Here is a 21,473-nt window from a genome sequence, read left to right on the forward strand (position 1 = left end):
CGCCATGGACTTCCAGCCGACGCAGGAGCAGCGGGACCTGCGGGCGGGCGTCCGGGACCTGCTCGCGGGGCGGTACGGCCGCGAGGCCCTGAGGGCGTCGGTGGACGCCGGGGGCGCCCTCGACCGGGACCTGTGGCGGGAGCTGGGCGCGGCGGGCTTCTTCGCGCTGCGCCTGCCGGAGGAGCGCGGCGGGGTGGGGCTCGGCCTGCCCGAGGCGGTCCTGGTCTTCGAGGAGGCCGGGCGGGCGCTGCTGCCGGGGCCGCTGGTGGCCACCCACCTGGCGGCCGGGGCGGTCCCGGGGGCGGCGGAAGGGACCGCCGTGGTCACCGCCTTCGACCTGGACGGGCCGCTGGTGGCCCACCTGGGCGAGGCCGACGCGCTGCTCGGCGGGGGCGCCGTCCCCGCCGGTGATCCGGTCGCTTCGGCGGACCCGCTGACCCCGCTGTGGCGGGTGGGCGCCGGTGCCGTCCCCGCCGGGGAGCCGGCGGCCCACCGGGAGGAGGGGGCGCTGCTGACGGCGGCCCTCCAGGCGGGGAGCGCGCTCGCGACGGTGGAGCTCGCGGTGCGGTACGCGGGGGAGCGCGAGCAGTTCGGGCAGCCCATCGGGGCGTTCCAGGCGGTCAAGCACCTGTGCGCGGGGATGCTGGTGCGGGCCCAGCTGGCCCGTACGGCGGTGTACGCGGCGGCGGTCACGGCGGACGGCGCGGAGATCGCGGCGGCCAAGCTGCTCGCCGACGAGGCGGCGGTGCGCGGCGCCCGGGACTGCCTCCAGGTGCACGGCGGGATGGGCTTCACCTGGGAGGCGGACATCCACCTGCACCTGAAGCGGGCGTGGGTGCGGGCGCGGCAGTGGCGGACGGCGGCGGTGGCGGAGGAACTGCTCGCGCGGCGGCTGCTGGAGGAGTCGGCTGGGTAGGAGAGCCGGTGGTAGCTGCGCGTGATGGCGGCGCATGGGCCGCGTGCGGTCCGGGTGCGGTTCGGGCGTGATCCGATACGGGAGGAACGAGGCGGGACGCATGTCCGATTACAGAGAGTTGATATCGGTTTGTGTCCTTCGTGCGCCCCGATCCGGGCCGGAGGCAGGGGTGTGCTCGGGTACGCTCCCACGAATGCGAGCGGTTGAGCGGCGTGAGCGTCGCACAGTATGCACCACGCCTACTCCTTCGCGCTGGAATATGCCCGAAGCGCTTGTTGTGGTGACTGTATGTCAACCATGCTGCTCGGCAAGGGGATCACGGTCGGTGATCCCGTCCTGTCGCGAGGCGAAGTGTCCGCCGGTTCGGATGGTGTGAGCGGTGCAGGGGCTTCAGGTACAGCTGGAAGTAGGACCGGACCCCGCCGAGGTCGGCCGGGCCCGCCGGTGGGCCCGGTCCAGGCTGGCGGGGTCGGGGATAGGGGACGACGAACCGCTGGCCGAGACGCTGATCCTGCTGATCTCGGAGCTGGTAACGAACGCGGTCGTGCACACGGGCTGTCCGGCCGTGCTGCGGATGCTGTTCGGGGGGCCGGGGGTGCGGGTCGAGGTCGCCGACGCGAGCGACCGGGCGCCGGCGCCCCGGCAGGCCGCCGGTGACGACACGGGCGGGCGGGGCCTGGAGCTGGTGGACGGGCTCGCGGACCGGTGGGGCTGGCAGCGCGAGGGCGCGGGCAAACGCATCTGGTGCGAGATCGACCGGGCGGAGACCGGCCGGGCCGAGACCGGCCGGTCGGAGCCGTCGGCGGCGGGCGGGACGGCGACCCGTCCGGACGAAAACTTTGCCCGGAGGCGGGAACCCCGCGTGTACCTCTAACGAGGTGTTGACGGCTCGTCACATGGTGATCACCCTGGTGGTGAGCGATTCGTCGCGAGGGGACGCCAAGGGTCCTGCCTTGACGAGTGCGGGTCGTGGGGTGGCGGCTGCCGTGCCGCGCTCGGGGCGTGCACGACCGCACGCCGCCACCCGTAGTTTCTTCCGGTTCTTCGTGCCTGTCGGCCGCGACGGCTCTGACCCGACCTGCAACCCTTAGGTTGCTCATGAGGCATGGATGTGCAACCCTGAAGTTGCACCTATGGTTCGTCGGCCAGACGGAGGAGGCTCGTCATGATCCAGGACCGGATCGCACGCGAAATCCTGATCGAAGCACCCCTGGAGCGGGTCTGGTCGCTGGTGACCGAACCCGGCTTCTGGGTGGCCGAGCCGCAGGCCGCGGCCGGCACCGTCGCCCGGGAGGGGGAGTCGGTGGTGGCGAAGAACGCTGAGTACGGGGACTTCCCCGTACGCGTGGAGAAGGTCGAGCCGCAGACGTACGTGGCGTACCGCTGGGCCAGCGCCTTCCCCGGCGAGGACCTGCGCGGCGACAACAGCACCCTCGTGGAGTTCACGCTGACGCCGGAGGGCGGCGGGACCCGGCTGCGCGTCGTGGAGAGCGGCTTCGCGGCGCTCGCCGGCTCGGAGGAGCTGCGCGGCAAGGCGGTGGAGGACAACACGGGCGGCTGGGCGCAGGTGCTCGACGCGTTCAAGGCGCGGGCACAGGGGGCGCCGGCGTGACGGACGCCGACCCGGCGGCGGGCGTGGACTCCGTGCTCGCCGCCCTGGCCGACCCCACGCGACGCCAGCTGCTCGACCTCCTCGCCGCCCGGGGTGAGGCCACCGCGACCACGCTGGCCGAGGGGGTCCCCGTATCCCGCCAGGCGGTCGTCAAACACCTCGCGGTACTGGAGGCCGCCGGCCTGGTGCGCGGCGGCCGGGTGGGCCGCGAGGTCCGCTACACGGTCCGGCCCGCGGCCCTGGACGCGACGGCCCGCTGGATGGCCGCCCTTGCCACCGACTGGGACCGCCGCCTGTCCCGCATCAAACACCTGGCGGAACTCCCGAAGCCCCCGGACGGGGACCCGGCGTAACCGGCCCGTCCGGACGGGCGCCCCGAACCGATGGTGGCCGCCCGTCCGGCGGGGCCGCCGCCACCACCGGCGCCGAAGGCTTCACGCCGTCCCTCCCCCCCCCGGCTCAGAGCGCCATCCATGGGACGGGGCAGACGTGTTCCGCCCGCCCCTCCGGGCACAGAGCGGCGATCACCGTCTTACGGAGCCCCCTGCGCGTCCGCAGGGAACACACCAGTCGCACCCGCAACTCGACCGGCCGGCGCGCGCCCCTGCTCTGTCCGGGATGCTCCACGTCCCACTGCTGTGCGAGGAACCCGAACCCGTCGGCCGGGACGGCGCTCATGCCGACGACACGGGCACTACGGGTCTCCACGGCCTCCCTGACGAGCCCCCGCACCCGCTCCAGCCCCTCGACGTCCACGTATAGCGCGAAGGCCAGGCTTCGCGTCCTCATGCCGCCGCTCCGGTGAACCAGGAGTGCACGGGGGCCAGGGTGGCTGAGGGGGGCCAGCCGTTGACCGTGGCCAGGAGCGTCCAGTAGCGGTCCACGAGCGGGTCGGCGCTCGGCCACAGGCGGGCGAGGAGCCAGTGGCCCAGGGCGCCCTCCTCGGCGTGCTCGAACGCCTGGGCGTAGAGCCCGCCCGGGGTGGTGTCCAGGGTGGTGGCCGGCAGCAGGCCCGCGTCCAGCGCCTCGTCGATGCGGGCGCGGATCGCCCGGTCGAGGGCTTCGTGCAGGGCCGGGACGTCCGTCCGGGAAAGCGCGGCCACCTGCTCCTCGGCCGTACGCCGGATCGCGGCGCGGAAGTCCGGGGTCCGGCAGAGGCCGGCGAGTTCGACCCAGGCACCGACCTGCTCGGGCGTGGGCCCTTCGGGGAGTTCGGGCAGGGCGGACCGCATCAGGAACGCAAACTCGGGGTTGCCGTGATGGCCGGTGAAGGCGGCGTCGATGAAGTCGACGACGAGCCGGTGGCGTTCGGTCCGGGTGAGCGTGGCGAGTCGGTGCACGAGGTCCATCTCCAGAGGGGTGGGGCGGTCGAGTCCGGCGACCGCGCGGAGTAGGGCGCGACGCAGGAGCAGGGTCCGGATCTGCACGTCCAGGGCGTCGGCGTGCGCTCGCGTGACCTCCGGGAGGGACACCTCCCGGTCCAGCACCCGCTGTACGGTGGCCAGGTCGAGCCCGAGATCGCGCAGCGTACGGGCCAGGTCGAGGCGGGCGAGCGCGTCGGCGCCGTAGAGCCGGTATCCCGCCGGGGTGCGGTCGGTCGGCGGGACGATGCCCCGGTCGGAGTAGAACCGGATCGTCTTGACCGTGAGCCCGGTCCGCCGGGACAACTCCCCGATGGAGTAGAGCCTGTCGCTGTCCATGCCCGTCACTGTGCCGTCTCCCCTCGCGGGAGACTCAACCTCCCTCGGGGAGCCGCCACGATTTCGTCCGGTGGCCGGTCTCGTCCCAGTGGTCCTCTGCCAGGAGGGCGAGGCCGTTCCCGTCGAAGACCTGCCGTGACTTCAGGGTGCCGTCGGGGTGCCATTCCCTGTGCTCGCCGACCGGTCGCCCGTTCCTCAGCATGCCCTCGGCCTCCGGTGTGCCGTCCCGGTGCCACGAGCGGGAGAGGCCGTGCGGGCGGCCGTCGACGTACGTGTCCTGGCTGACGAGGGCGCCGCCCAGGTGCTCCACGACCTCACCCGTGTACGGCTCGCCCTGGTGGAGGAGTCGTAGCGCGTCGTCCATGTCGACGTCCGGGGCGTCGATGTCGATCGTCCTCACATGAGGTCCGTGAGGTCGGGGCCCCGGCCGCCGACCAGTTCCGCGGCCTGGATCCCGTAGGGCTCGGGTACGCCGAAGTAGGTGGGTTCCCCCGGCTCGGCCGTGATGCCCAGCAGGGCGTCGAGTTCCCGCAGGGCCGCCGCGAGGCGGGCTGCGTTGCGGGCGTGCACGGTGGGGTGCGGGGTGCCGTGGAAGTCGCAGGTGGCCCAGACGTCGTGGTGTACGGAAACTTCCGCGTGCGGCCCGATCGCGTCGGGTGACACCAGCAGTTCCACCAGGCGCCCTTCCGTACGGGCGAGGCCCTCGGCGTCGAACCACGTCCCCGAGCCGACGACGTGGAACCCCGTCATCTCCGCCCCCGGATGACCCACCGGCCGACAGGCCCGGATCTGGTCCGCCAGGTCCGCGTCGGTGAGGGACCTGCGCAGGAGGCTCAGCCCGCTGTCGATGCCGAGTCCGCCCACGCCGACCTCGAACCAGCTCCACTCCAGGGCCTGCGGTGTGAGCAGCCCGTGCCCGGACAGCACCCCCGTCATCCGGGCGGCCGTCGCCAGCGCCGGCTCCAGCCCGGGCTCGCTCACCTCATCGAGGTCCCAGAACCAGGAACCGCTCGGCTTCGGCGCACGTAGCAGCAACGGCACTGGCCCTACCCGCGCTTCCAGTCGCGTACCAGGCGGCCTGCCTCGTCCCAGACGGTCTGCTCACTGAGGGAGTAGGGGCCGTCATCGAAGAACTTTCGGCACTTGAGCGTGCCGTTCTGGTGCCACTCCTGGAACTCGCCCTTGGGCATGCCTAGGCGGACGGTCCCCTGAAGTCGCAACCTCCCGTCTGAGTACCAGGCTTGAGACGAGCCGTTCTGTATTCCGTCCTGGTACACGTCCAGGCCCACCAGTTGCTCCCCCTCATACTCGGCGACCTCACCGGTGTACAGCTCGCCCTGGTAGAGGATCCGCATCCCGTAGTCCATGTCTACGTCCGGGTCGTCGGTATCGATCCGCTTCATTTCTTCCCTTCGGCAGGTCGGGGGCCCCGGCGTCCATCGTCCGTCGCCCGGCGCCGCTGCCGCCAGCGCATTTGCGCGCGCGAGCGGCGTGCAGCCGCTCCCACCCAGAGGTGTTCCGCCTCGACGTCGGACTACTCGCTTCGAATGCGGCTCGTAGGCTCGTAGCCGGACCAGACATCGGACGCGCGCCCGTCACCGCCGAAGAGTACGGGTGCGGAACGCTTCGTCCAGGGGCTTTAAGCGTGCTGGCCGAGCTCGAAGGAGTGGCCTTCGGGGTCACGAAAGAAGGCCACCGGAGCGCCGGGCATGTACTCGGTCGGAGGGGTCGTGAATCTCGCCCTCGTCGACGCGGCCACCGCCGCAGGCGTGCCCCACGTCGTCTTCAGCTGAGGACACGGGTCGCCTGCGGCGGAGCCAAGTGGGTGGGGCCCAGGCGAACGCGTCAGTCCACGAGGTGGTCGAACTCTCCGGCCTTGACGCCGAGGACGAAGGCGCGCAGCTTCTCCACCGTCGTGGTCACGACCACGTCCGGCTCGTCACTCTCCCTCAGCTTGATCCCACCAGCGACGGATGCCAGCTCGACGCAGCTTTGGTTGTCGTCCGGTCCCGAGAATGAAGACTTCTGCCAATTGATTCCGTCGGTCATGCGCTGTGCCCACACTTCCTGAGAGATGCGGTCGATGTACCCCCAAGTCTTACGCTTACAGCTTCTGCTGTGGGCAGTTCGGGGTCAGGGCCAGGGTGCGGACGGGGCGGACGCGCCATTCCGGGCGGGTGCCGTCGCGCAGGACGATGCTGAAGCCGGCGGGTTCGTGGAGGGCGGCGAGGGCCTGGACGCGGCCGCCGCCGTCGGCCCAGGCGCGGGCGCGGGTGACTTCGTCGGGGGTCAGGGCGAAGGGGTGCGTGGTGCTGATCTGGAGGCGGATCAGGCGGACGGCGTGCTCCGGGGTGTCCACCATGACCCGGTAGAGCAGCTCGGGGGGCCGGTCGTAGGCATCCGGATGGCACAGGGCCTCGAACCAGTATCCGGTCCGGACGGGCGTTGGGTGGGTGCGGGTACGCGGGTGCGCGTGCATGGACGCTCTCCTGCCGTCGCGGGGCGCTGCCCCCTTCGGGCCGTGACGAGCGGCCGGAAGGGGGCAACAGTTGCACTCCCCCGAACTGGCGCAGGTTCAAGGGGAGTTGCGCCGCCGCGAGCGGTGCCGAACGGCGCGCTTCGACGCTAGCGTGAGCTACGTAGCCGTAGCGACCGTTCGACGTCTAACGAGTGATACGGCATATGCCAACCTGTGGTGAGGCCGCGCATGACGCGGCCCCCCGTCCCTGGCGGACGGGGGGCCGGCGGGCGGCGGTCAGGCGAGGTCGTCAAACTCGCCTGCGGCAGCCCCGTCGATGAATGCCCTGAGCTTCGCCCGGGACGTCCTGATCACCACGCCGGGATCGTCGCTCTCGCGCATGAGGATCTCGCCGTCCTGTATCGCGACTTCCAGGCAGTTGCCCGTATCGGCGGACTTCGAGGACTTGCGCCATTGGATTTCCACTGTTCTCACGCCTTCACAGTTGTTGCGCCATCTCGCGGATGAAATCGCGAGACCGTTTCGGGTCGAGCGCTCGCTCCTCGGTCCGGTCCAGAACCGCGCGGTAGTTGGCGAGTCGCGTTTCGGCGTCCAGCACCATGCTGCCGGTCGGGACGTCGGTCTGGACCGTGTCCAGCTGGGGCACCGGACCGTGGGCATAGAGCGTCGGGCCCCCGGCGTTGGGGAAGCCCCCGGCTTCGAAGGGAACCACGCGGACGGTCAGGTTGTCCCGCTCGGACTGATCCAGCAGGTAGTCGAGCTGATGAGAGGTGACCTTGCGGCCGCCGAACCTCATGCGCAGGGCGGCCTCGTGGATCAGGAACACGCAACTGAGCGTGTCCTTGCGGTCGAGTACGTCCCGGCGCCGCATCCGCAGTGAAAGGTGGCGGCGTAGGTCCGGCGGACGTAGCGACGGAACGGCCTCCTCGAACACCGCGCGGGCATAGTCCTCGGTCTGCAACAACCCGGGCATGTGCATGATCTGCACGCTGCGGAGCGCCTTCGCGTGGTGTTCTAGTTCGCACAGGTCGAGCAGATCTGCCGGGAGGTCGTCGCGGTAGTCGTCCCACCACCCCCGGCCGCGTTCGTCGGCCATGGCCGCGAGGGCTTCCACGTAAGCCGCGTCGGGGCAGCCGTAGTGCCGCGCCCAGGCGCGCACGCGTTCGCTGCTGACGCCGAACCGACCGCTCTCGATGTTGCTCATGTTGGTCCGGTCGGTACTCAGTTGGGATGCGGCATCGGTCATGGAGATGCCTGCGTGTTCCCGGATCTTGCGGAGCTCACTGCCCAATCGGCGCTGCCGGGCGGTCGGAGCCTTCCTTGGCGGCATCGGCGTCCCCTCCTGTCGGCTCTCATCTTGTCCTGTGGTCGGGAACGAGGTCCACACGTCGCATAGATTCTACGGATGGCGTAGAAACTGTGTGACGGAATGGCTACAGTCGGTTCCCGCACCGCCTCGTACGGCGATAAGACCGAAGTGCAGCCGCCCGCACGCGTTGTCGCGTGGGTTCCGGGTGAGCCATGGCCACGGCGCGCAGGCAGGCGGGGCGCGAACTCGTACCGCAGTGGGAGGAGCGTCATGAACGGAAGCGTCCTGGTGCAACAGCCTGACCCCGGGCCATCCCTGACCTATCGGATGGTCGTGCCCAGGCGGCCCGAGGCCGTGGGGGTGGCGCGGGATTGGGTGGTGTCCGTGCTGGGGGCCGCCGGGTACGGGGGGTTGGGGGAGCGGGCGCGGCTGTGTGCGTCCGAGGTGGTGACCAACGCCTACCGGCACACCGATACGCCCGAGGTCGCCGTCGAGGTCGTCCTCGCGACCGGGCGGGTCACCGTCTCCGTGTACGACTGCGCCCCCGAGCGGTGGCCGGAGCGCGGCGCGCCGGCGCCGCTGGCCACCCGGGGGCGCGGGCTCCTGCTCGTCGCCGCCTGCGCCGACGACTGGGCCGCGGTGGCGCAGGGCGACTGCGTCAAGGCCGTCTGGTTCAGCTTCGCGGTGGGGGCGTGGGCAGAGAGCTGAGGGGGCACGCGGCCCGGCGGCCCCCCGGTGCCGTACGGCGGTACGCGCCGGCGCCCGAGCCGGTCGCCCGGGGGTGGGCGGGGGCTCGGGCGCCGGGGTGGGGAGGGGGTCAGCAGGGGCGGATGTTGTAGATCGGGGTCCAGGTGGCGGTGCCGGTGGACTTCGCCACGTTCGACCAGCGTTCGCTGCCGTCAACGTTGTAGAAGCGGGCCCGGGTGCCGGAGGTCTGGTTGTTGTTGAACGTGCCGTTGCCGATGCCGTCGAAGTCGTAGGAGCCGCAGCGGTAGTAGTCGTAGGTATAGCCCCGCCCGTCGGTGATGCACAGGTGGCCGTCGTTGCACGCCAGGGCCGTGTCGGGGGCGGCCGGGTCGCGGGTTTCCGCGCGGCCCGGGATGGCGACGGTGAGAGTGCCGCCGGCGGTGGTGAGGGTGTTGGCGGAGACCTGGCGGGCCGCCGGGTCCGCCGCGAGGGCGGCGTCGACCCGGCGCTGGAGCTGTCCGGCCTGCTGGTCGGTGAGGCCGGCGGCCCGCGCCTGCGCGGCGTAAGCGGTCGAGGTGGCGGCCGGGGTGGCGGTCGAGGCTTGGGCGGACAGGACGGGCCCCGCGAGCAGGGCCGCCGTAGCGGTCATGAGCGCCAGGGCCGTACGCGCTGACATGGTGGTCCCCCTCTGCGTCTGATCCCGGACGTGCGCCCGGGGAGCGACTCGGTGACGCGAACCATCCTTTCGGAGGCGTAGAGGCCCATGAAGGGTGGAATCGGTCGCGAAGGGGGCTTTGTCGGGCGTTGGTGGGTGTATCGGCGGTTGCCGTCCGTCTCGTCGACCTCAGGCCTCTCGTACGGGAGTACGGGCGTCGCAGCGCACGCCGTAACGGTTCTGCGGGGCCTGGCGTGGGCGTTCCGCCCGCCCGGCCCGAGGGGTGCGGGGCCGCGCCGGGCGCGTGGTGCAAACCGGGCGAACCCCCTCAGAGGACCGCCACCGGGGCCACCGGTGTGCCCGTGCCGCCCGTGAAGGGTTCCGGCATCGCGGAGAGGAGGAAGGAGTGGCGGCGCGCTTCCGCACAGGCTGTGGACAGTTCCTCCAGGTTCCAGTTCTGGCCCTGGTGCATGCCCATCTCCACCAGGTCGAGCGCGTGCACCGGCAGCCACAGGTTCTCGATCTCCGGCGGGAAGATCTCGAAGGTCAGGGTGTCGTTCGCGACCGCCGCCACGTCCCGCGCGTGGAACCACTCCGGGGTGCGCACGGACAGCCCGGGCGACGGGAATCCGTAGCCGTGCCTGTCGCCCGCCAGGTAGACCTGGATCTGGCCGGTCCGGACCAGGACCACGTCCCCCGCCCGTACGGTGACCCGGCCGAATTCCTCCGCCTCCGCCAGGTCCTCCGGGGTGACCGCGTGGCCCCCCGGCAGCCGGTCCAGGCCCTTCGCGCGGGCCACGTCCAGCAGGACCCCGCGCGAGACGATGGGGGTGGCCTTGTCGATGCCGCTGAACTCGGCGCGCCCGTGCGCGGTGATCGTGGACGCGGGGCGGCCGTTGTAGATGCGGCCCGAGTGCGAGACGTGCGTCAGGGCGTCCCAGTGGGTGGCCGACTGGAGGCCCATCGTCACGGCGTCGTCGCTGCACGCCACCGTCCCGGGGCCGAAGATCTCCTGGTTGATCTGGACCATCGTGTGCAGCGGGTTGATCCGGCCCGGGATCAGGCCGGCCTGCACCCCGTCCTCCCGCAGCGGCAGCGCGAGCGGGATCCGGCGGCCCGTACGGACCTCGGCGGCGGCCGCCCGGACGACCTCGCCCGTGATCAGGTTCAGGGTGCCGATCTCGTCGTCGGCGCCCCAACGGCCCCAGTTGTTGACGCGTTTGGCGATCTCGTGGAACTCGGCGGGCAGGGTCATGGCTTCCATCAGCTCCTCGGTTCCTCGGCGGGTGCCGCGGCCCCGCCGGCAACGGTCCGCGGCCGCCGGGGGCTTGTGCGAAGGGATCCGGCTGGTCATAGAATCTAACGGACCGTCAGAAAACGCGGGAAGGGGCCGGACGTGGGGAACTTCTTGGCAGGCAAGGTCGTCGCCGTCACCGGCGCGGGCCGGGGCATCGGGCGGGCCGTGGCACTCGCCGCCGCCGCCGAGGGCGCCCGGGTCGTCGTCAACGACTACGGCGTGGGGATCGAGGGCGGCGAGCCCACCAGTGAGGTCGCCGAGGAAGTGGTCAAGGAGATCACCGCCGCCGGAGGGCAGGCCGTCGCCGTCGCGGACGACATCTCCACCATGGCGGGCGGCCAGCGCATCGTCGACACCGCCCTCGCCGAGTACGGGCGCGTCGACGGCGTCGTCTGCGTCGCCGGGATCCTGCGCGAGCGGATGCTGTTCAACATGTCCGAGCAGGAATGGGACCCCGTGGTCGCCACCCACCTCAAGGGCACCTTCACCGTCTTCCGCGCCGCCTCCGCCGTCATGCGCAAGCAGGGCACCGGCACCCTCATCGGCTTCACCAGCGGCAACCACCAGGGCTCCGTCGCCCAGGCCAACTACAGCGCCGCCAAGGGCGGGATCATCTCCCTGGTCCGCAGCGCCGCCCTGGGCCTGAGCAAGTACGGGGTCACCGCCAACGCCGTCGCCCCCGTCGCCCGCACCCGTATGTCCGCCAACGTGCCCATGGAGCTCAAGGAGATCGGCGAACCCGAGGACGTCGCCGCCCTCGTCACCTACCTCCTCAGCGACCGTGCCAAGGCCGAGGGCATCACCGGGCAGGTCTACACGATCGCCGGCCCCAAGATCGCCGTCTGGGCGCAGCCCCGCGAACTGCGCGCCGCCTACGCCGACGGCGCCTGGACCCCCGAGAAGATCGCCGACTTCCTGCCCGGGACGGTGGGCACCGACCCGATGCCCCTGCTCGCACAGCTGGAAGCCATGGCCAGGGCGGCGGCCGCCAAGGACCGCCCCAACGCGTAAGGGGCGGCGTGGACTTCAGCTTCGGGGCCGAGGACGAGGAACTGCGCGCCCGGGCCCGCGCCTGGCTCACCGAGCACCTCGTGGGCCCGTACGAGGACGCCCGCGGCCTCGGCGGCCCGGGCAGCGAGCACGAGGCGGTCGCCGCCCGCCGCAGTTGGGAACGCGAGCTCGGCCGCGGCGGCTGGATCGGCCAGGGCTGGGAGGTCCCCGACGGCGCCCACGGGCAGCGCCGGCTCTCCCTCACCGGCCAGGTGGTGTGGGCCGAGGAGTACGCGGCGCTGCGCGCGCCCGGCCGCGTCGGCCACATCGGGGAGAACCTCCTCGCCCCCACCCTCATCGCCCACGGCACCCCCGACCAGCAGGCCCGCTACCTGCCCGGCATCGCCCGCGGCGAGGAACTGTGGTGCCAGGGCTACAGCGAACCCGGCGCCGGATCCGACCTCGCCGCGATCCGTACGGCCGCCGTCCGCGACCCGGCGGACGGGCGCCACCGCGTCACCGGCCAGAAGATCTGGACCTCCCTCGCCCGCGAAGCCGACTGGTGCTTCGTGCTGGCGCGCACCGAACCCGGCTCGCGCCGCCACCACGGCCTGTCCTTCCTCCTCGTACGGATGGACCAGCCGGGCCGCGTCGAGGTCCGCCCGATCCGGCAGATGTCCGGCACGGCGGAGTTCAACGAGGTCTTCTTCGACGGCGCCGTCGCCGAGGAGACCGTCGGCGGCGAGGGCGACGGCTGGAGCGTCGCCATGGGACTGCTCGCCCTGGAACGCGGGGTCTCCACCCTCGTCCAGCAGATCGGCTTCGCCGCCGAACTGGAGCGCATCGTCGGCGCGTACGCGGCCTCGGGCGCGCCGGATCCCGTCCTGCGCGCCCGTCTCGTACGGCAGTGGGCGGAGCTGCGCACCATGCGGTGGAACGCGCTGCGCACCCTGGGCAGCGCGGGGGACCCGGGCGGCGGCGATCCGGGCGCGCCCAGCGTGGCCAAGCTGCTGTGGGGCGGCTGGCACCGGCGGCTCGGCGAGCTGGCGGTGGCCGTCCGGGGCGCGGCGGCGACGGCCGGGCCGGGGCCGTGGGAGCGGGGGGCGGCGTACGAGGACGGGCTCGACGAGGAGCAGCGCCTGTTCCTGTTCACCCGGGCCGACACGATCTACGGCGGTTCGGACGAGATCCAGCGGAACATCATCGCCGAGCGGGTGCTCGGCCTGCCTAAGGAGCCCAGGTGAGAGGCGTCGTGTTCGACGGCAAGCAGGCCCAGGTGGTCGACGACCTGGAGATCCGGGATCCCGGGCCGGGGGAGGTGCTGGTCGCGATATCGGCGGCCGGGCTGTGCCACAGCGACCTCTCGGTGATCGACGGGACGATCCCGTTCCCGCCGCCGGTGGTGCTCGGGCACGAGGGCGCCGGGGTGGTGGAGGAGGTCGGCGCGGGGGTCACGCACGTGGCGCCGGGCGACCACGTGTCGCTGTCCACCCTCGCGAACTGCGGGGCGTGCGCCGACTGCGACCGGGGGCGGCCGACGATGTGCCGCAAGGCGATCGGGATGCCCGGCCGGCCCTTCTCCCGGGGCGGGAAGCCGCTGTACCAGTTCGCCTCCAACTCGGCGTTCGCGGAGCGCACGATCGTCAAGGCCGTCCAGGCGGTGAAGATCCCCGCCGGCATCCCGGCCGCCTCGGCGGCGCTGATCGGCTGCGGGGTGCTCACGGGCGTCGGCGCGGTGCTGAACCGGGCGAAGGTCGGCCAGGGGGAGTCGGTGGTCGTCATCGGCACCGGCGGGATCGGCCTCAATGTCCTCCAGGGCGCCCGGATCGCCGGGGCCGGCACCATCGTGGCGGTGGACGCGAACCCGGCGAAGGAGGCGGTGGCCCGGCAGTTCGGCGCCACGCACTTCATCGACGCGTCCGCCGTCCCCGACTCCTCGGCGGCGGTGCGCGAGATCCTGCCGACGGGCGCGGACCACGCCTTCGAGTGCGTGGGCAACGTCAAGCTGATCCGGCAGGCCGTCGACCTGTTGGACCGGCACGGACAGGCGGTGCTGCTGGGCGTGCCGGGCTTCCGGGAGGAGGCGTCGTTCCTCGTCTCGTCCATGTACCTGGACAAGACGATCATGGGCTGCCGGTACGGGTCCTCGCGCCCGCAGCGCGACATCGCCCTGTACGCCGACCTCTACCGGCAGGGCCGGCTGCTGCTGGACGAACTGGTGACGGAGACCTACCCGGTCGAGGACTTCGCGAAGGCGGTGGACGACGCCAGACACGGCCGGGTGGCACGCGGGGTGCTGACCTTCTGACCCGCTGGGCGGTCCGGGCCCCGCCCTTTCGGGGGCGGGGGCCGGACCCCGGCGCTCAGTCGGCCAGGCGGCCGAAGCGGCCCTTGTGGAAGAGGAGCGGGGCGCCCTCGCCGGCCGCACCCATGGCCTCGACCCGGCCCACCACGATCAGGTGGTCCCCGCCGGTGTGGACGGCGTGGATCCGGCAGTCGATCCAGGCGGGCACGTCCGCCAGCTGCGGGGCTCCGGTGGCCGGGGCGGGCCGGTAGGCGATGCCCGCGAACTTGTCGGCGCCGCTGACCGCGAAGGCCCGGCACAGCTCGCCCTGGTCGGCCCCGAGGATGTTGACGCAGAACACCCCGGCGCGGGCGATCCGCGGCCAGGTGGTCGACGTACGGGCCACCATGAAGGTGACCAGGGGCGGGTCCAGGGAGAGCGAGGCGAAGGACTGGCAGGCGAATCCGGCCGGGCCCTCGGCGGGCCCACCCGGCTCGGGGGGCTCGGCGGGCGGGGCGGTGATGACGGTGACGCCGCTCGCGAAGTTCCCGAGGACGGCCCGGAACTCGGCGGGGCTGACCGGCGCCCGCTCGTCCTCCCCGACGGCCCGCAGGTCGGGGCGGGGCAGGGCGTCGACGTGATCCGGCTCCGGCCCCGCGGAGGTGGGCGAGCCGACCGACCTGAGGTATCGGACGACGGTGGCCGCCATCCCTGCGTGTCCCATCACAGGACGATTGAACCTGACGGTACGTCAGTTGGGAAGGGGTGGGCCGGTTCGGGGCGCCCCTCCGCCGTACGGGTGAAACGGCCCGCCCCGCACGGCCCGTACGGGTCCGCGCGCACGGCGGCTCGGCATCGTGTCGGGCGGTACCCGCGGACCCGCCCACTCCCAGGAGGCATCATGCTCGGCACCGACTTCCGCACCGGATCCCCCAACTGGCTCGATCTCGGCAGCCCCGACACCCAGGCGACCGCCGCCTTCTACGGCCGGGTCTTCGGCTGGGAGTTCGCCTCCGCGGGCCCCGAGGCCGGCGGCTACGGCTTCTTCCGCATCGGGGACAAGACCGTCGCCGCGCTGGGCCCGCTCACCGAGGAGGGCGCGAAGTCCGCCTGGATGGTCCACTTCCAGAGCCCCGACGCAGCGGCCACCGCCCGGGCCGTCCGCGAGGGCGGCGGCACCGTACGGATGGAGCCCATGGACGTCATGGGCGAGGGCTGGCTGGCGCAGTTCACCGACCCGCAGGGCGCCGAGTTCGCGTGCTGGCAGCCCGCGAAGACCGGCGGTCTGGAGGTGGCCTCCGAGGAGAACTCCCTGGTGTGGGTGGAGCTGCACGTCCCGGACCCGCTCGCGGACATCGCCTTCTACGCCGGCCTCTTCGGCTGGCGGCACTCCGAGATGCAGGCGCCCGGCATGCGGTACGAGGTGCTCAGCATCGCGGACGGCGACCAGGAGCAGGGCTCCTTCGGCGGGGTCGCGCCGCAGGGCGCCGGGTCGGACGCCGGGTCGGACGAGAAGCCGCGCTGGGTCCCGTACTTCCACGTCGCCGACGTGGACGGCACCGTCGAGAAGATCCGGGGCGGCGGCGGGAGCGTCCTCATGCCGGCCGCGGACGTACCCCAGGTCGGCCGCATCGCCTGGGCCGCGGACCCGGCCGGCGCGGTGTTCGCGCTGCTGAAGCCGGACCCCCGGATGTGACGGACCCGGGCCTCAGCGCCCGAGGTAGGTGGGGGCGCGGCGCTCGACGAAGCTGGCCACGCCCTCGTTCGCGTCGGCGGTGGACATGTTCAGCTCCTGGGCGGTGGCCTCGGCGGCCAGGGCGGCCGCCCGGTCCCCGTCCAGGGACGCGTTGACCAGCTGCTTCGTCAGCGCCAGCGCACGGGTCGGGCCCTGCGCGAGGCGCTCCGCCCAGGCGCGGGCGGCCGCGGTGAGCTCCGCGTCCGGCACCACCTTGTTGACGAGGCCGAGTCGGGCGGCCTCGGCCGCGGGGACGGCGTCCCCGAAGAACATCAGCTCCTTGGCCTTCTGCGGGCCGAGCAGCCGGGGCAGCAGGTACGCGCCGCCGCCGTCGGGTACGAGGCCACGGCGGACGAACACCTCGATGAACCGGGCCCCCTCGGCGGCGACGACGAGGTCGCAGGCGAGGGCGAGGTGCGCGCCGATGCCGGCGGCGGTGCCGTTGACGGCGGCGATGACGGGCTTCTCGCAGTCCAGGACGGCGGTGATCAGCCGCTGCGCGCCGAGCCGGATCATCCGGGCGACGTCCCCCGCGATCCGCTCCCCGGCCGGGGTCGCGGGGCCGCCGCGCAGGTCGGCGCCCGCGCAGAAGCCCTTGCCGGTGGCGGTGAGCACGACGGCCCGCACACCGGGATCGGCGGAGGCCTCCCCGAGCAGCCCGATGACCCGCTCACGCTGCTCCCAGGTGACGGCGTTCATGGCCTGCGGCCGGTTGAGGGTGATCCAGGAGACACCGCCCTCGATGCGGTGGAGGACGTCATCGGTGGGGGTGGTGGGGTCGTCGCTGGCCATGGAGTGACTCCCTGCGGTGTGGAGGTGGTGGGCGGGCGTCGGCTGCCGGTTCGCGCGTACGGGTCACACCGCCGCCGAATACAGCCCCCCGGGGTGTGAGGTGCGGGGCCGAATACAGCCCCGCCGGCGTTTGAGGCGCGGGGGCGCGGGGGCGGAGCCCCCGGAACGGCGCCGCACCCGCCGTGGGCCCGGGGGCCACCCGCGAGCCCCCGCAGCCCGGACCGGGCCGGGGGGCCACGGAAACGACCGGCCAGGTCAGCGGCAGATGGCGAGCGCGTCCAACGCCACCGCCCCCTGCCCGCGCGGCAGCACCATCAGGGGGTTGATGTCCAGCTCGGAGAGGACGTCGCCCAGTTCCAGCGCCATCCGCTGGACCCGGAGGATGACCTCCACCAGCGCGTCGACGTCCGCCGCCGGCGCCCCCCGTACGCCCTCCAGCAGCGGGTGCCCCCGCAGCTCGGTCAGCATGTGCCGGGCCTGGTCCTCCCCGAAGGGCGGCACCCGTACCGCCGCGTCCCGCAGGACCTCCACCAGGACGCCCCCGAGTCCGACGGTGACGGTGGGTCCGAAGAGGTCGTCCTGGGTGACGCCGACGACCATCTCCACGCCCCGCTCCACCATCTGGCAGACCAGGACCCCGTCCAGCGGGACGTTCTCGTAACGGGCGATGTCGGTGAGCTCCCGGTACGCGTCGCGGATCTGGCTCGCCGAGGTGAGCCCGATCTTGACCAGGCCGAGTTCCGTCTTGTGCCCGAGCTGCGGGCCCGAGGCCTTCATCACCACCGGGTAGCCGACCAGCCCCGCCGCCCGGACGGCCGCCGCCGCGCTGGTGACGAGCTGCTCGCGCGGCACCCGTATCCCGTACGCGCGCAGCAGCTGCTTCGCCGCGTGCTCGCTGAGCTGCTGGCCGGGCCGCATCAGCGCCTGGGCCTTGCGGAAGGAGGGGGAGGGGGTGCGGGGGGCCTCGTCGAAGGGGGAGCGGTAGGAGGCGGTGAAGCGGTGGTGGCCGAGGTAGGCGCGTACGGCGGTGATGCAGTTGCCGAACGTACGGAACGTGGCCACCCGCGAGGAGCCGAGCAGGGTGGTGCGGTACGCCTCCTCGGTGCCGACGGGGGAGCCCCAGATCACGCAGATCAGCTTGTCGGTCGCTTCGGCCGCGTCGACGAGGTCCTGGGCGAGCTTGTCGCTCATCGGCGGGAACGGGCCGGTGATGGGACAGATCAGCACCCCGACGGCGGGGTCGGCCAGGATCGCGTCGATGATCTTGCGGCCCCGCCAGTCGCCGACGGGGTGGCCGCCGTTGTCGACGGGGTTGGAGACCCCCAGGTAGTCGGGGATCCACTGGTGCAGCTCGCGCTGCTTCTCCTCGGAGAGGGTGGGCAGGGTCAGGCCCGCCTCGGTGGCGAGGTCGGAGAAGTGGGCGCCGGTGCCGCCGGAGATGGAGTACACCACCACCCCGTCCGCCTGCGGGGGCCGGGCGCGGGCGAGCAGGGCGGCGGTGTCCTGGAGCTCGTCGAGCCCGTCGACCCGGATCACGCCGAACTGCCGCATCGCGGCGTCCACGACGGTGTCGGCCCCGGTCAGCTTGCCGGTGTGGGAGGCGGCCGTCCGGGCGCCGGTCTCGGTGCGGCCGACCTTGACGGCGACGACGGGGACCCCGGCCCGGGCGGCCCGGTCGGCGGCCAGCAGGAACTGCCGGCCGTCCTTGAGGCCCTCCACGTAACAGGCGATGGCCCCGACCTCGGGCCGCTCGGCGAAGTAGGAGATGAAGTCGGAGGTCTCCAGGTCGGCCTCGTTGCCCGTCGGAGCCCAGTGGGAGAGGCGGATGCCGAGCTCCTGGAGGGTGTAGACGGGGCGGCCCTGGTGGCCGGACTGGGTGATGAGCGCGATGGCCGGGCCGTCGAGGTCCTGGCGGAACTCCTCGAAGGCGTTGAGGTTGGTGTTCGGGCCCAGCAGCCGCAGCCCCGAGCGCTTCACGGCGGCGGCGAGGCGGGCCTGCGCGGCGGCGCCGGCCTCGCCGGTCTCGGCGAAGCCGGAGGCGAAGGCCACCGCGAACTTGACCTTGGTGTCGGCCAGTTGCTCGATGACGGGGAGCGGGTCCGAGACCAGCAGGACGGCGAGGTCGACCTGTTCGGGCAGGTCCGCCACGGAGGCGTGGCAGGGCAGCCCGAACACGCTGGCGCGGGTGGGGTGCACCGGGTGGATGCGGGCGCCGACGCGCCCGGCCCAGGCGATGAGCTGCCGCGTGATGCCCGTGTTCGGTCTGCCGTCGGCGTCGGAGGCGCCGACGACGGCCACGGACTCGGGCCGGAAGAACCGGTCCAGGTCGGGCACATCGGAGTGCAGGGGCCGTCCGCTGACGTCCAGCGCGCCCGCGCCCTCGGCGGACGGCGCCGCCGTGGAGTGGACGGCCGTCCTGGGGGTCTCCCCGCAGGCCTCGACACGTGCGCGGAAGTCGGTGGTGAGGGTGCCGTGAGTAGATCCAAGCATCGTTCCGCCCGCTCCTGCTCGATGAACCTCGATGAAATCCATAGCTGACGCGTAGTCAGATTACTGAACTGACGCGCCGTCAGGAACAGGGGTGCAGCGGAAAGGTGTGGAGGTGGTGTGTGTACGTGAACGGTGGCAGAGCGGCCCGTGGGCGGTCCAGATCTGTTTCGGCCTACGCGGCGGTAGGGGTGGCGGCGGTGGCGTCGGCGTCGGTACGGGTGCGGCGGGTACGGGTGCGGGTGCGGGGGCGCGGGCCGCCTCGCCGCTCGTGCCGGGCCAGGGCCCGGGCGATCCGCTCGGCGTCCAGGGCCAGCTCGCGGAGCATCCCGCTGATCGGGTTCGTGTACCCGGTGAAATACAGCCCGGGCGCCCCCGCCGGCGTCCGCGCCCCGCCCGCGAGGGGACGCCCGCGCTCGTCCAGCACGCCGAGGTGCCCCACCAGCCCCTCCAGCCCCCGCCGGTACCCCGTCGCGGCGATGACCGCGTCCGGGCTGATCCGCGTACCGTCCGCCAGGACCACCGCGTCCCCGTCGAAGGAGGCGACGGCGGCCACCGGCTCCACCCGGCCCCGCCGCACCGCCTCGATGAGCCCCACGTCCTGCACCGGCACCGCCCCCTGCCGGGCCCGCGTGTACAGCCCGGTCGCCGGGCGCGGCAGCCCGTACGCCGACAGGTCCGGTACGGAGACCCGCGCGACGAGCGCCCCCAGCCGGTCCACCACCCGCACCGGCAGCCGTCGCACCAGGATCCCGGTCCGTTGCGCCGGCCACCCGGCGGTCGAGCGGCGCACGATGTGCGGGGCCGTCCGCACGGCGAGCCGCACCCGGGCCGCCCCGCCCTCGGCGAGGTCCACGGCGATCTCGGCCCCGGTGTTGCCGACGCCGACGACGAGCACGTCCTGCCCGGCGTACGGGCCCGGCTCGCGGTAGGCGGCGGCGTGCAGCAGCCGCCCGGTGTACCCGTCGGCGCCCGGCCAGTCGGGCAGTGCCGGGGTGTGGTTGAACCCGGTGGCCACGACCACCGCCCCGGCCGCCAGCACCCGCCCGCCCGAGGCGTACAGGGTCCATCCCTCCCCGTCTGCGGCCGGATCGATCCGGGTCACCTCGACGCCCGTGACCAGCTCCAGCTCGTGGAACTCGGCGTACTTCTCCAGGTACCGCACCACGTCCGCGCGGGCGACCCAGCGCCCGAAGCGCCGGGGTATCGCCAGCCCGGGCAACGCCGACAGGCGCCGGGTGGTGTGCAGCCGCAGCCGCTCGTAGTGACCCCGCCAGGACGCCCCGACGGCGTCGGCCTTCTCGACGACCACGGCGCGTACGCCGCGGGCGCGGAGGGCGGCGGCGACGGCGAGGCCACCGGGGCCCGCGCCGATCACGTACACGGGGCGGGGCTGGGTGCTGGTCAAGGCGGTCTGGTCGGCAGCGGGCATGAGGAGTGAGCGTATCGACACACAGCGTTGATGGGTCTCGGACGAGGAGGGAATCGATTGCGGATCGATCACGGCGGGCGGGTGGGTGGACGCCCGGGGTGGTGCGAGGTCTTGCGGGAACGCGACCGGTCCGCTGAACTGACGTAGCGTCAGATAGAGGATGGATGGTGGATGAGGGATGCAGAGCATCTGGCTCAGCGGCGCCGAATGGCTCGCCGTGCTGCGCGTCGGGCTCGGGCTGTGGTGGCTGGAGAGCTGGCGCCACAAGGACAAGAAGGGCTGGTTCGAGCGCGGCACCGGCATCGCCTGGGCCGCCGACGTCGCGGGCAAACACCGCTGGCCCTTCGTGAAGAGCGGCTTCGCGAAGGTGGTCGAGCCGCGGCCCCGGCTGATGGCGTACGTCGTCGTGTACGCGGAACTCGCCCTCGGCCTGGGCCTGGTGCTCGGCTTCCTGACCCCGGTGGCGCTCGTCGGCGGGCTGCTGCTGAACCTGCTCTACCTGGTCCTGATGATCCACGACTGGGCCGAGCAGGGGCAGAACGCCATGATGGCGCTGATCTCGCTCGTCGCCCTCTTCGCGATGGCCTGGCAGACCTGGTCCCTCGACGCGTGGATCGGAATCTTCCAGTGAGCACCGGCGCCGGCAGCGGCACACCGCGCTACGACCTCCCCGAGGCGGACGACTTCACCCGCCCCTACTGGGACGCCGCGGCCGAGGGCCGCCTGCTGCTGCGCCGCTGCGCGGACTGCGGGCGCGCCCACCACTACCCGCGCGAGTTCTGCCCGTTCTGCTGGGCGGGGGAGGAGCGGGTGACCTGGGAGCCGGCGAGCGGCCGGGCGACGCTCTACACCTGGTCGGTGATCCACCGCAACGACCTCCCACCGTTCGCCACCCGCGTCCCGTACGCGGCCGCCGTGGTCGACCTCGCGGAGGGCCCCCGGATGATGACGGAGATCACCGACTGCCCGTACGAGGACCTCCACATCGGCATGCCCCTGGAGGTCACCTTCCGGGAGCGGTCGGAGGGCATCCACGTAGCCGTGTTCCGTCCGGCGGGCTGACGGGGAGCGCGCCTGGCCGGTTGGCCTGGGGTGTCT

The 21,473-nt window shown here is 72.9% G+C and carries 26 protein-coding genes; 11 read left to right on the plus strand and 15 right to left on the minus strand.

Translation table 11 applies throughout. From position 1 onward, the window contains the following. Positions 1–4: 4 nt before the first annotated feature. The 4 genes from ACZ6ZT_RS27285 (at position 5) to ACZ6ZT_RS27300 (ending at position 2,881) form a co-directional block, all read left to right on the plus strand. A complete protein-coding gene (locus ACZ6ZT_RS27285; RefSeq protein WP_469722618.1) occupies positions 5–916 on the plus strand; it encodes an acyl-CoA dehydrogenase family protein in 912 nt (303 codons plus the stop codon). Positions 917–1,295: 379 nt separating this feature from the next. Beyond that, positions 1,296–1,790, plus strand: a complete 495-nt coding sequence (locus tag ACZ6ZT_RS27290; RefSeq protein WP_469722619.1) for an ATP-binding protein — start codon at positions 1,296–1,298, stop codon at positions 1,788–1,790. A 291-nt stretch (positions 1,791–2,081) separates the two neighbouring features. Beyond that, on the plus strand, positions 2,082–2,528 hold the full coding sequence (locus ACZ6ZT_RS27295) for an SRPBCC domain-containing protein (RefSeq protein WP_469722620.1): 447 nt from the start codon (positions 2,082–2,084) through the stop codon (positions 2,526–2,528). Further along, positions 2,525–2,881, plus strand: coding sequence for an ArsR/SmtB family transcription factor (locus ACZ6ZT_RS27300; RefSeq protein ID WP_469722621.1), 357 nt, complete (start codon positions 2,525–2,527; stop codon positions 2,879–2,881). The genes ACZ6ZT_RS27295 and ACZ6ZT_RS27300 overlap by 4 nt, the downstream gene beginning before the upstream one ends. Positions 2,882–2,987: 106 nt before the next feature. On the opposite strand, the gene ACZ6ZT_RS27305 is transcribed toward ACZ6ZT_RS27300, so the two are convergent. The 9 genes from ACZ6ZT_RS27305 to ACZ6ZT_RS27345 form a co-directional block, all read right to left on the minus strand. Then, complete coding sequence (locus ACZ6ZT_RS27305; RefSeq protein ID WP_469722622.1) at positions 2,988–3,317, minus strand: hypothetical protein; 330 nt, start codon at positions 3,315–3,317, stop codon at positions 2,988–2,990. Further along, on the minus strand, positions 3,314–4,228 hold the full coding sequence (locus ACZ6ZT_RS27310) for a MerR family transcriptional regulator (RefSeq protein ID WP_469722623.1): 915 nt from the start codon (positions 4,226–4,228) through the stop codon (positions 3,314–3,316). The genes ACZ6ZT_RS27305 and ACZ6ZT_RS27310 overlap by 4 nt, the downstream gene beginning before the upstream one ends. A 34-nt stretch (positions 4,229–4,262) precedes the next feature. After that, positions 4,263–4,628 (minus strand): toxin-antitoxin system YwqK family antitoxin, encoded by a 366-nt coding sequence (locus ACZ6ZT_RS27315; protein WP_469722624.1) that lies wholly within the window; start codon positions 4,626–4,628, stop codon positions 4,263–4,265. Next, entirely contained in the window at positions 4,625–5,269 is a 645-nt protein-coding gene (locus tag ACZ6ZT_RS27320) for a hypothetical protein (RefSeq protein WP_469722625.1), read from the minus strand. Before ACZ6ZT_RS27320 ends, ACZ6ZT_RS27315 begins: the two co-directional genes overlap by 4 nt. 5 nt (positions 5,270–5,274) lie before the next feature. Beyond that, the gene (locus ACZ6ZT_RS27325) at positions 5,275–5,631 is read right to left on the minus strand and encodes a toxin-antitoxin system YwqK family antitoxin (RefSeq protein ID WP_469722626.1); all 357 of its coding nucleotides are present in this window, start codon (positions 5,629–5,631) and stop codon (positions 5,275–5,277) included. A gap of 442 nt (positions 5,632–6,073) precedes the next feature. After that, positions 6,074–6,277 carry a DUF397 domain-containing protein gene (locus tag ACZ6ZT_RS27330; protein WP_469722627.1) on the minus strand — a complete coding sequence of 68 codons (204 nt, stop codon included), beginning with the start codon at positions 6,275–6,277 and terminating at the stop codon, positions 6,074–6,076. 55 nt (positions 6,278–6,332) lie between these two features. Beyond that, on the minus strand, positions 6,333–6,707 hold the full coding sequence (locus tag ACZ6ZT_RS27335; protein WP_469722628.1) for a hypothetical protein: 375 nt from the start codon (positions 6,705–6,707) through the stop codon (positions 6,333–6,335). Positions 6,708–6,983: 276 nt separating this feature from the next. After that, the gene (locus ACZ6ZT_RS27340; protein ID WP_469722629.1) at positions 6,984–7,181 is read right to left on the minus strand and encodes a DUF397 domain-containing protein; all 198 of its coding nucleotides are present in this window, start codon (positions 7,179–7,181) and stop codon (positions 6,984–6,986) included. Between the two features lie 4 nt (positions 7,182–7,185). Then, the gene (locus ACZ6ZT_RS27345) at positions 7,186–8,037 is read right to left on the minus strand and encodes a Scr1 family TA system antitoxin-like transcriptional regulator (RefSeq protein WP_469722726.1); all 852 of its coding nucleotides are present in this window, start codon (positions 8,035–8,037) and stop codon (positions 7,186–7,188) included. A 249-nt stretch (positions 8,038–8,286) separates the two neighbouring features. On the opposite strand from ACZ6ZT_RS27345, the gene ACZ6ZT_RS27350 reads away from it, so the two are divergent. Continuing rightward, on the plus strand, positions 8,287–8,724 hold the full coding sequence (locus ACZ6ZT_RS27350; protein ID WP_469722630.1) for an ATP-binding protein: 438 nt from the start codon (positions 8,287–8,289) through the stop codon (positions 8,722–8,724). Positions 8,725–8,833: 109 nt separating this feature from the next. Here ACZ6ZT_RS27350 and ACZ6ZT_RS27355 read toward each other — a convergent pair whose 3' ends face one another. Together ACZ6ZT_RS27355 and ACZ6ZT_RS27360 are read right to left on the minus strand one after the other, a co-directional pair. Beyond that, positions 8,834–9,379, minus strand: a complete 546-nt coding sequence (locus ACZ6ZT_RS27355) for a hypothetical protein (RefSeq protein WP_469722631.1) — start codon at positions 9,377–9,379, stop codon at positions 8,834–8,836. Positions 9,380–9,686: 307 nt separating this feature from the next. Continuing rightward, positions 9,687–10,613: a cyclase family protein gene (locus ACZ6ZT_RS27360; RefSeq protein ID WP_469722727.1), complete on the minus strand. Its 927-nt coding sequence runs from the start codon at positions 10,611–10,613 to the stop codon at positions 9,687–9,689. A 141-nt stretch (positions 10,614–10,754) separates the two neighbouring features. Here ACZ6ZT_RS27360 and ACZ6ZT_RS27365 point away from each other — a divergent pair, with 141 nt between their 5' ends. Genes ACZ6ZT_RS27365 through ACZ6ZT_RS27375 form a run of 3 tightly spaced genes read left to right on the plus strand, consistent with a single transcriptional unit; the run spans position 10,755 to position 13,953 of the window. Continuing rightward, positions 10,755–11,666: an SDR family NAD(P)-dependent oxidoreductase gene (locus ACZ6ZT_RS27365; protein ID WP_469722633.1), complete on the plus strand. Its 912-nt coding sequence runs from the start codon at positions 10,755–10,757 to the stop codon at positions 11,664–11,666. Positions 11,667–11,674: 8 nt separating this feature from the next. Next, positions 11,675–12,889 carry an acyl-CoA dehydrogenase family protein gene (locus ACZ6ZT_RS27370; RefSeq protein WP_469722634.1) on the plus strand — a complete coding sequence of 405 codons (1,215 nt, stop codon included), beginning with the start codon at positions 11,675–11,677 and terminating at the stop codon, positions 12,887–12,889. Continuing rightward, the gene (locus ACZ6ZT_RS27375) at positions 12,886–13,953 is read left to right on the plus strand and encodes a Zn-dependent alcohol dehydrogenase (RefSeq protein ID WP_469722635.1); all 1,068 of its coding nucleotides are present in this window, start codon (positions 12,886–12,888) and stop codon (positions 13,951–13,953) included. The genes ACZ6ZT_RS27370 and ACZ6ZT_RS27375 overlap by 4 nt, the downstream gene beginning before the upstream one ends. A gap of 55 nt (positions 13,954–14,008) precedes the next feature. Here ACZ6ZT_RS27375 and ACZ6ZT_RS27380 read toward each other — a convergent pair whose 3' ends face one another. Next, positions 14,009–14,638: a flavin reductase family protein gene (locus ACZ6ZT_RS27380; protein WP_469722728.1), complete on the minus strand. Its 630-nt coding sequence runs from the start codon at positions 14,636–14,638 to the stop codon at positions 14,009–14,011. A gap of 192 nt (positions 14,639–14,830) precedes the next feature. On the opposite strand from ACZ6ZT_RS27380, the gene ACZ6ZT_RS27385 reads away from it, so the two are divergent. Continuing rightward, positions 14,831–15,625, plus strand: coding sequence for a VOC family protein (locus ACZ6ZT_RS27385; RefSeq protein WP_469722637.1), 795 nt, complete (start codon positions 14,831–14,833; stop codon positions 15,623–15,625). Between the two features lie 12 nt (positions 15,626–15,637). Here the strand turns inward: ACZ6ZT_RS27385 and ACZ6ZT_RS27390 are convergent, their stop codons facing one another. The 3 genes from ACZ6ZT_RS27390 to ACZ6ZT_RS27400 all read right to left on the minus strand — a co-directional run bounded on the left by ACZ6ZT_RS27390 (position 15,638) and on the right by ACZ6ZT_RS27400 (position 20,375). Continuing rightward, a complete protein-coding gene (locus tag ACZ6ZT_RS27390) occupies positions 15,638–16,456 on the minus strand; it encodes an enoyl-CoA hydratase/isomerase family protein (protein ID WP_469722638.1) in 819 nt (272 codons plus the stop codon). Between the two features lie 255 nt (positions 16,457–16,711). Beyond that, a complete protein-coding gene (locus tag ACZ6ZT_RS27395; RefSeq protein WP_469722639.1) occupies positions 16,712–18,946 on the minus strand; it encodes an acetate--CoA ligase family protein in 2,235 nt (744 codons plus the stop codon). Positions 18,947–19,118: 172 nt separating this feature from the next. Beyond that, positions 19,119–20,375, minus strand: a complete 1,257-nt coding sequence (locus ACZ6ZT_RS27400) for a flavin-containing monooxygenase (protein ID WP_469722641.1) — start codon at positions 20,373–20,375, stop codon at positions 19,119–19,121. 178 nt (positions 20,376–20,553) lie between these two features. Between ACZ6ZT_RS27400 and ACZ6ZT_RS27405 the strand changes: the two genes are divergently transcribed. Both ACZ6ZT_RS27405 and ACZ6ZT_RS27410 read left to right on the plus strand, forming a co-directional pair. Beyond that, positions 20,554–21,006 carry a DoxX family protein gene (locus ACZ6ZT_RS27405; RefSeq protein ID WP_469722642.1) on the plus strand — a complete coding sequence of 151 codons (453 nt, stop codon included), beginning with the start codon at positions 20,554–20,556 and terminating at the stop codon, positions 21,004–21,006. Beyond that, complete coding sequence (locus tag ACZ6ZT_RS27410; protein WP_469722644.1) at positions 21,003–21,437, plus strand: Zn-ribbon domain-containing OB-fold protein; 435 nt, start codon at positions 21,003–21,005, stop codon at positions 21,435–21,437. Before ACZ6ZT_RS27405 ends, ACZ6ZT_RS27410 begins: the two co-directional genes overlap by 4 nt. Positions 21,438–21,473 lie beyond the last annotated feature (36 nt).

It is taken from the genome of Streptomyces sp. NPDC102258, assembly GCF_055584685.1.

Bases quoted from the DNA above. Each gene is read 5' to 3' on its own strand.
- ACZ6ZT_RS27385 (WP_469722637.1), top strand. From the start codon at position 14,831: ATGCTCGGCACCGACTTCCGCACCGGATCCCCCAACTGGCTCGATCTC.
- ACZ6ZT_RS27335 (WP_469722628.1), bottom strand. From the start codon at position 6,707: ATGCACGCGCACCCGCGTACCCGCACCCACCCAACGCCCGTCCGGACC.
- ACZ6ZT_RS27295 (WP_469722620.1), top strand. From the start codon at position 2,082: ATGATCCAGGACCGGATCGCACGCGAAATCCTGATCGAAGCACCCCTG.
- ACZ6ZT_RS27405 (WP_469722642.1), top strand. From the start codon at position 20,554: ATGCAGAGCATCTGGCTCAGCGGCGCCGAATGGCTCGCCGTGCTGCGC.
- ACZ6ZT_RS27310 (WP_469722623.1), bottom strand. From the start codon at position 4,228: ATGGACAGCGACAGGCTCTACTCCATCGGGGAGTTGTCCCGGCGGACC.
- ACZ6ZT_RS27330 (WP_469722627.1), bottom strand. From the start codon at position 6,277: ATGACCGACGGAATCAATTGGCAGAAGTCTTCATTCTCGGGACCGGAC.
- ACZ6ZT_RS27400 (WP_469722641.1), bottom strand. From the start codon at position 20,375: ATGCCCGCTGCCGACCAGACCGCCTTGACCAGCACCCAGCCCCGCCCC.
- ACZ6ZT_RS27395 (WP_469722639.1), bottom strand. From the start codon at position 18,946: ATGCTTGGATCTACTCACGGCACCCTCACCACCGACTTCCGCGCACGT.
- ACZ6ZT_RS27285 (WP_469722618.1), top strand. From the start codon at position 5: ATGGACTTCCAGCCGACGCAGGAGCAGCGGGACCTGCGGGCGGGCGTC.
- ACZ6ZT_RS27325 (WP_469722626.1), bottom strand. From the start codon at position 5,631: ATGAAGCGGATCGATACCGACGACCCGGACGTAGACATGGACTACGGG.
- ACZ6ZT_RS27345 (WP_469722726.1), bottom strand. From the start codon at position 8,037: ATGCCGCCAAGGAAGGCTCCGACCGCCCGGCAGCGCCGATTGGGCAGT.
- ACZ6ZT_RS27355 (WP_469722631.1), bottom strand. From the start codon at position 9,379: ATGTCAGCGCGTACGGCCCTGGCGCTCATGACCGCTACGGCGGCCCTG.
- ACZ6ZT_RS27360 (WP_469722727.1), bottom strand. From the start codon at position 10,613: ATGACCCTGCCCGCCGAGTTCCACGAGATCGCCAAACGCGTCAACAAC.
- ACZ6ZT_RS27350 (WP_469722630.1), top strand. From the start codon at position 8,287: ATGAACGGAAGCGTCCTGGTGCAACAGCCTGACCCCGGGCCATCCCTG.
- ACZ6ZT_RS27380 (WP_469722728.1), bottom strand. From the start codon at position 14,638: ATGGCGGCCACCGTCGTCCGATACCTCAGGTCGGTCGGCTCGCCCACC.
- ACZ6ZT_RS27390 (WP_469722638.1), bottom strand. From the start codon at position 16,456: ATGGCCAGCGACGACCCCACCACCCCCACCGATGACGTCCTCCACCGC.
- ACZ6ZT_RS27305 (WP_469722622.1), bottom strand. From the start codon at position 3,317: ATGAGGACGCGAAGCCTGGCCTTCGCGCTATACGTGGACGTCGAGGGG.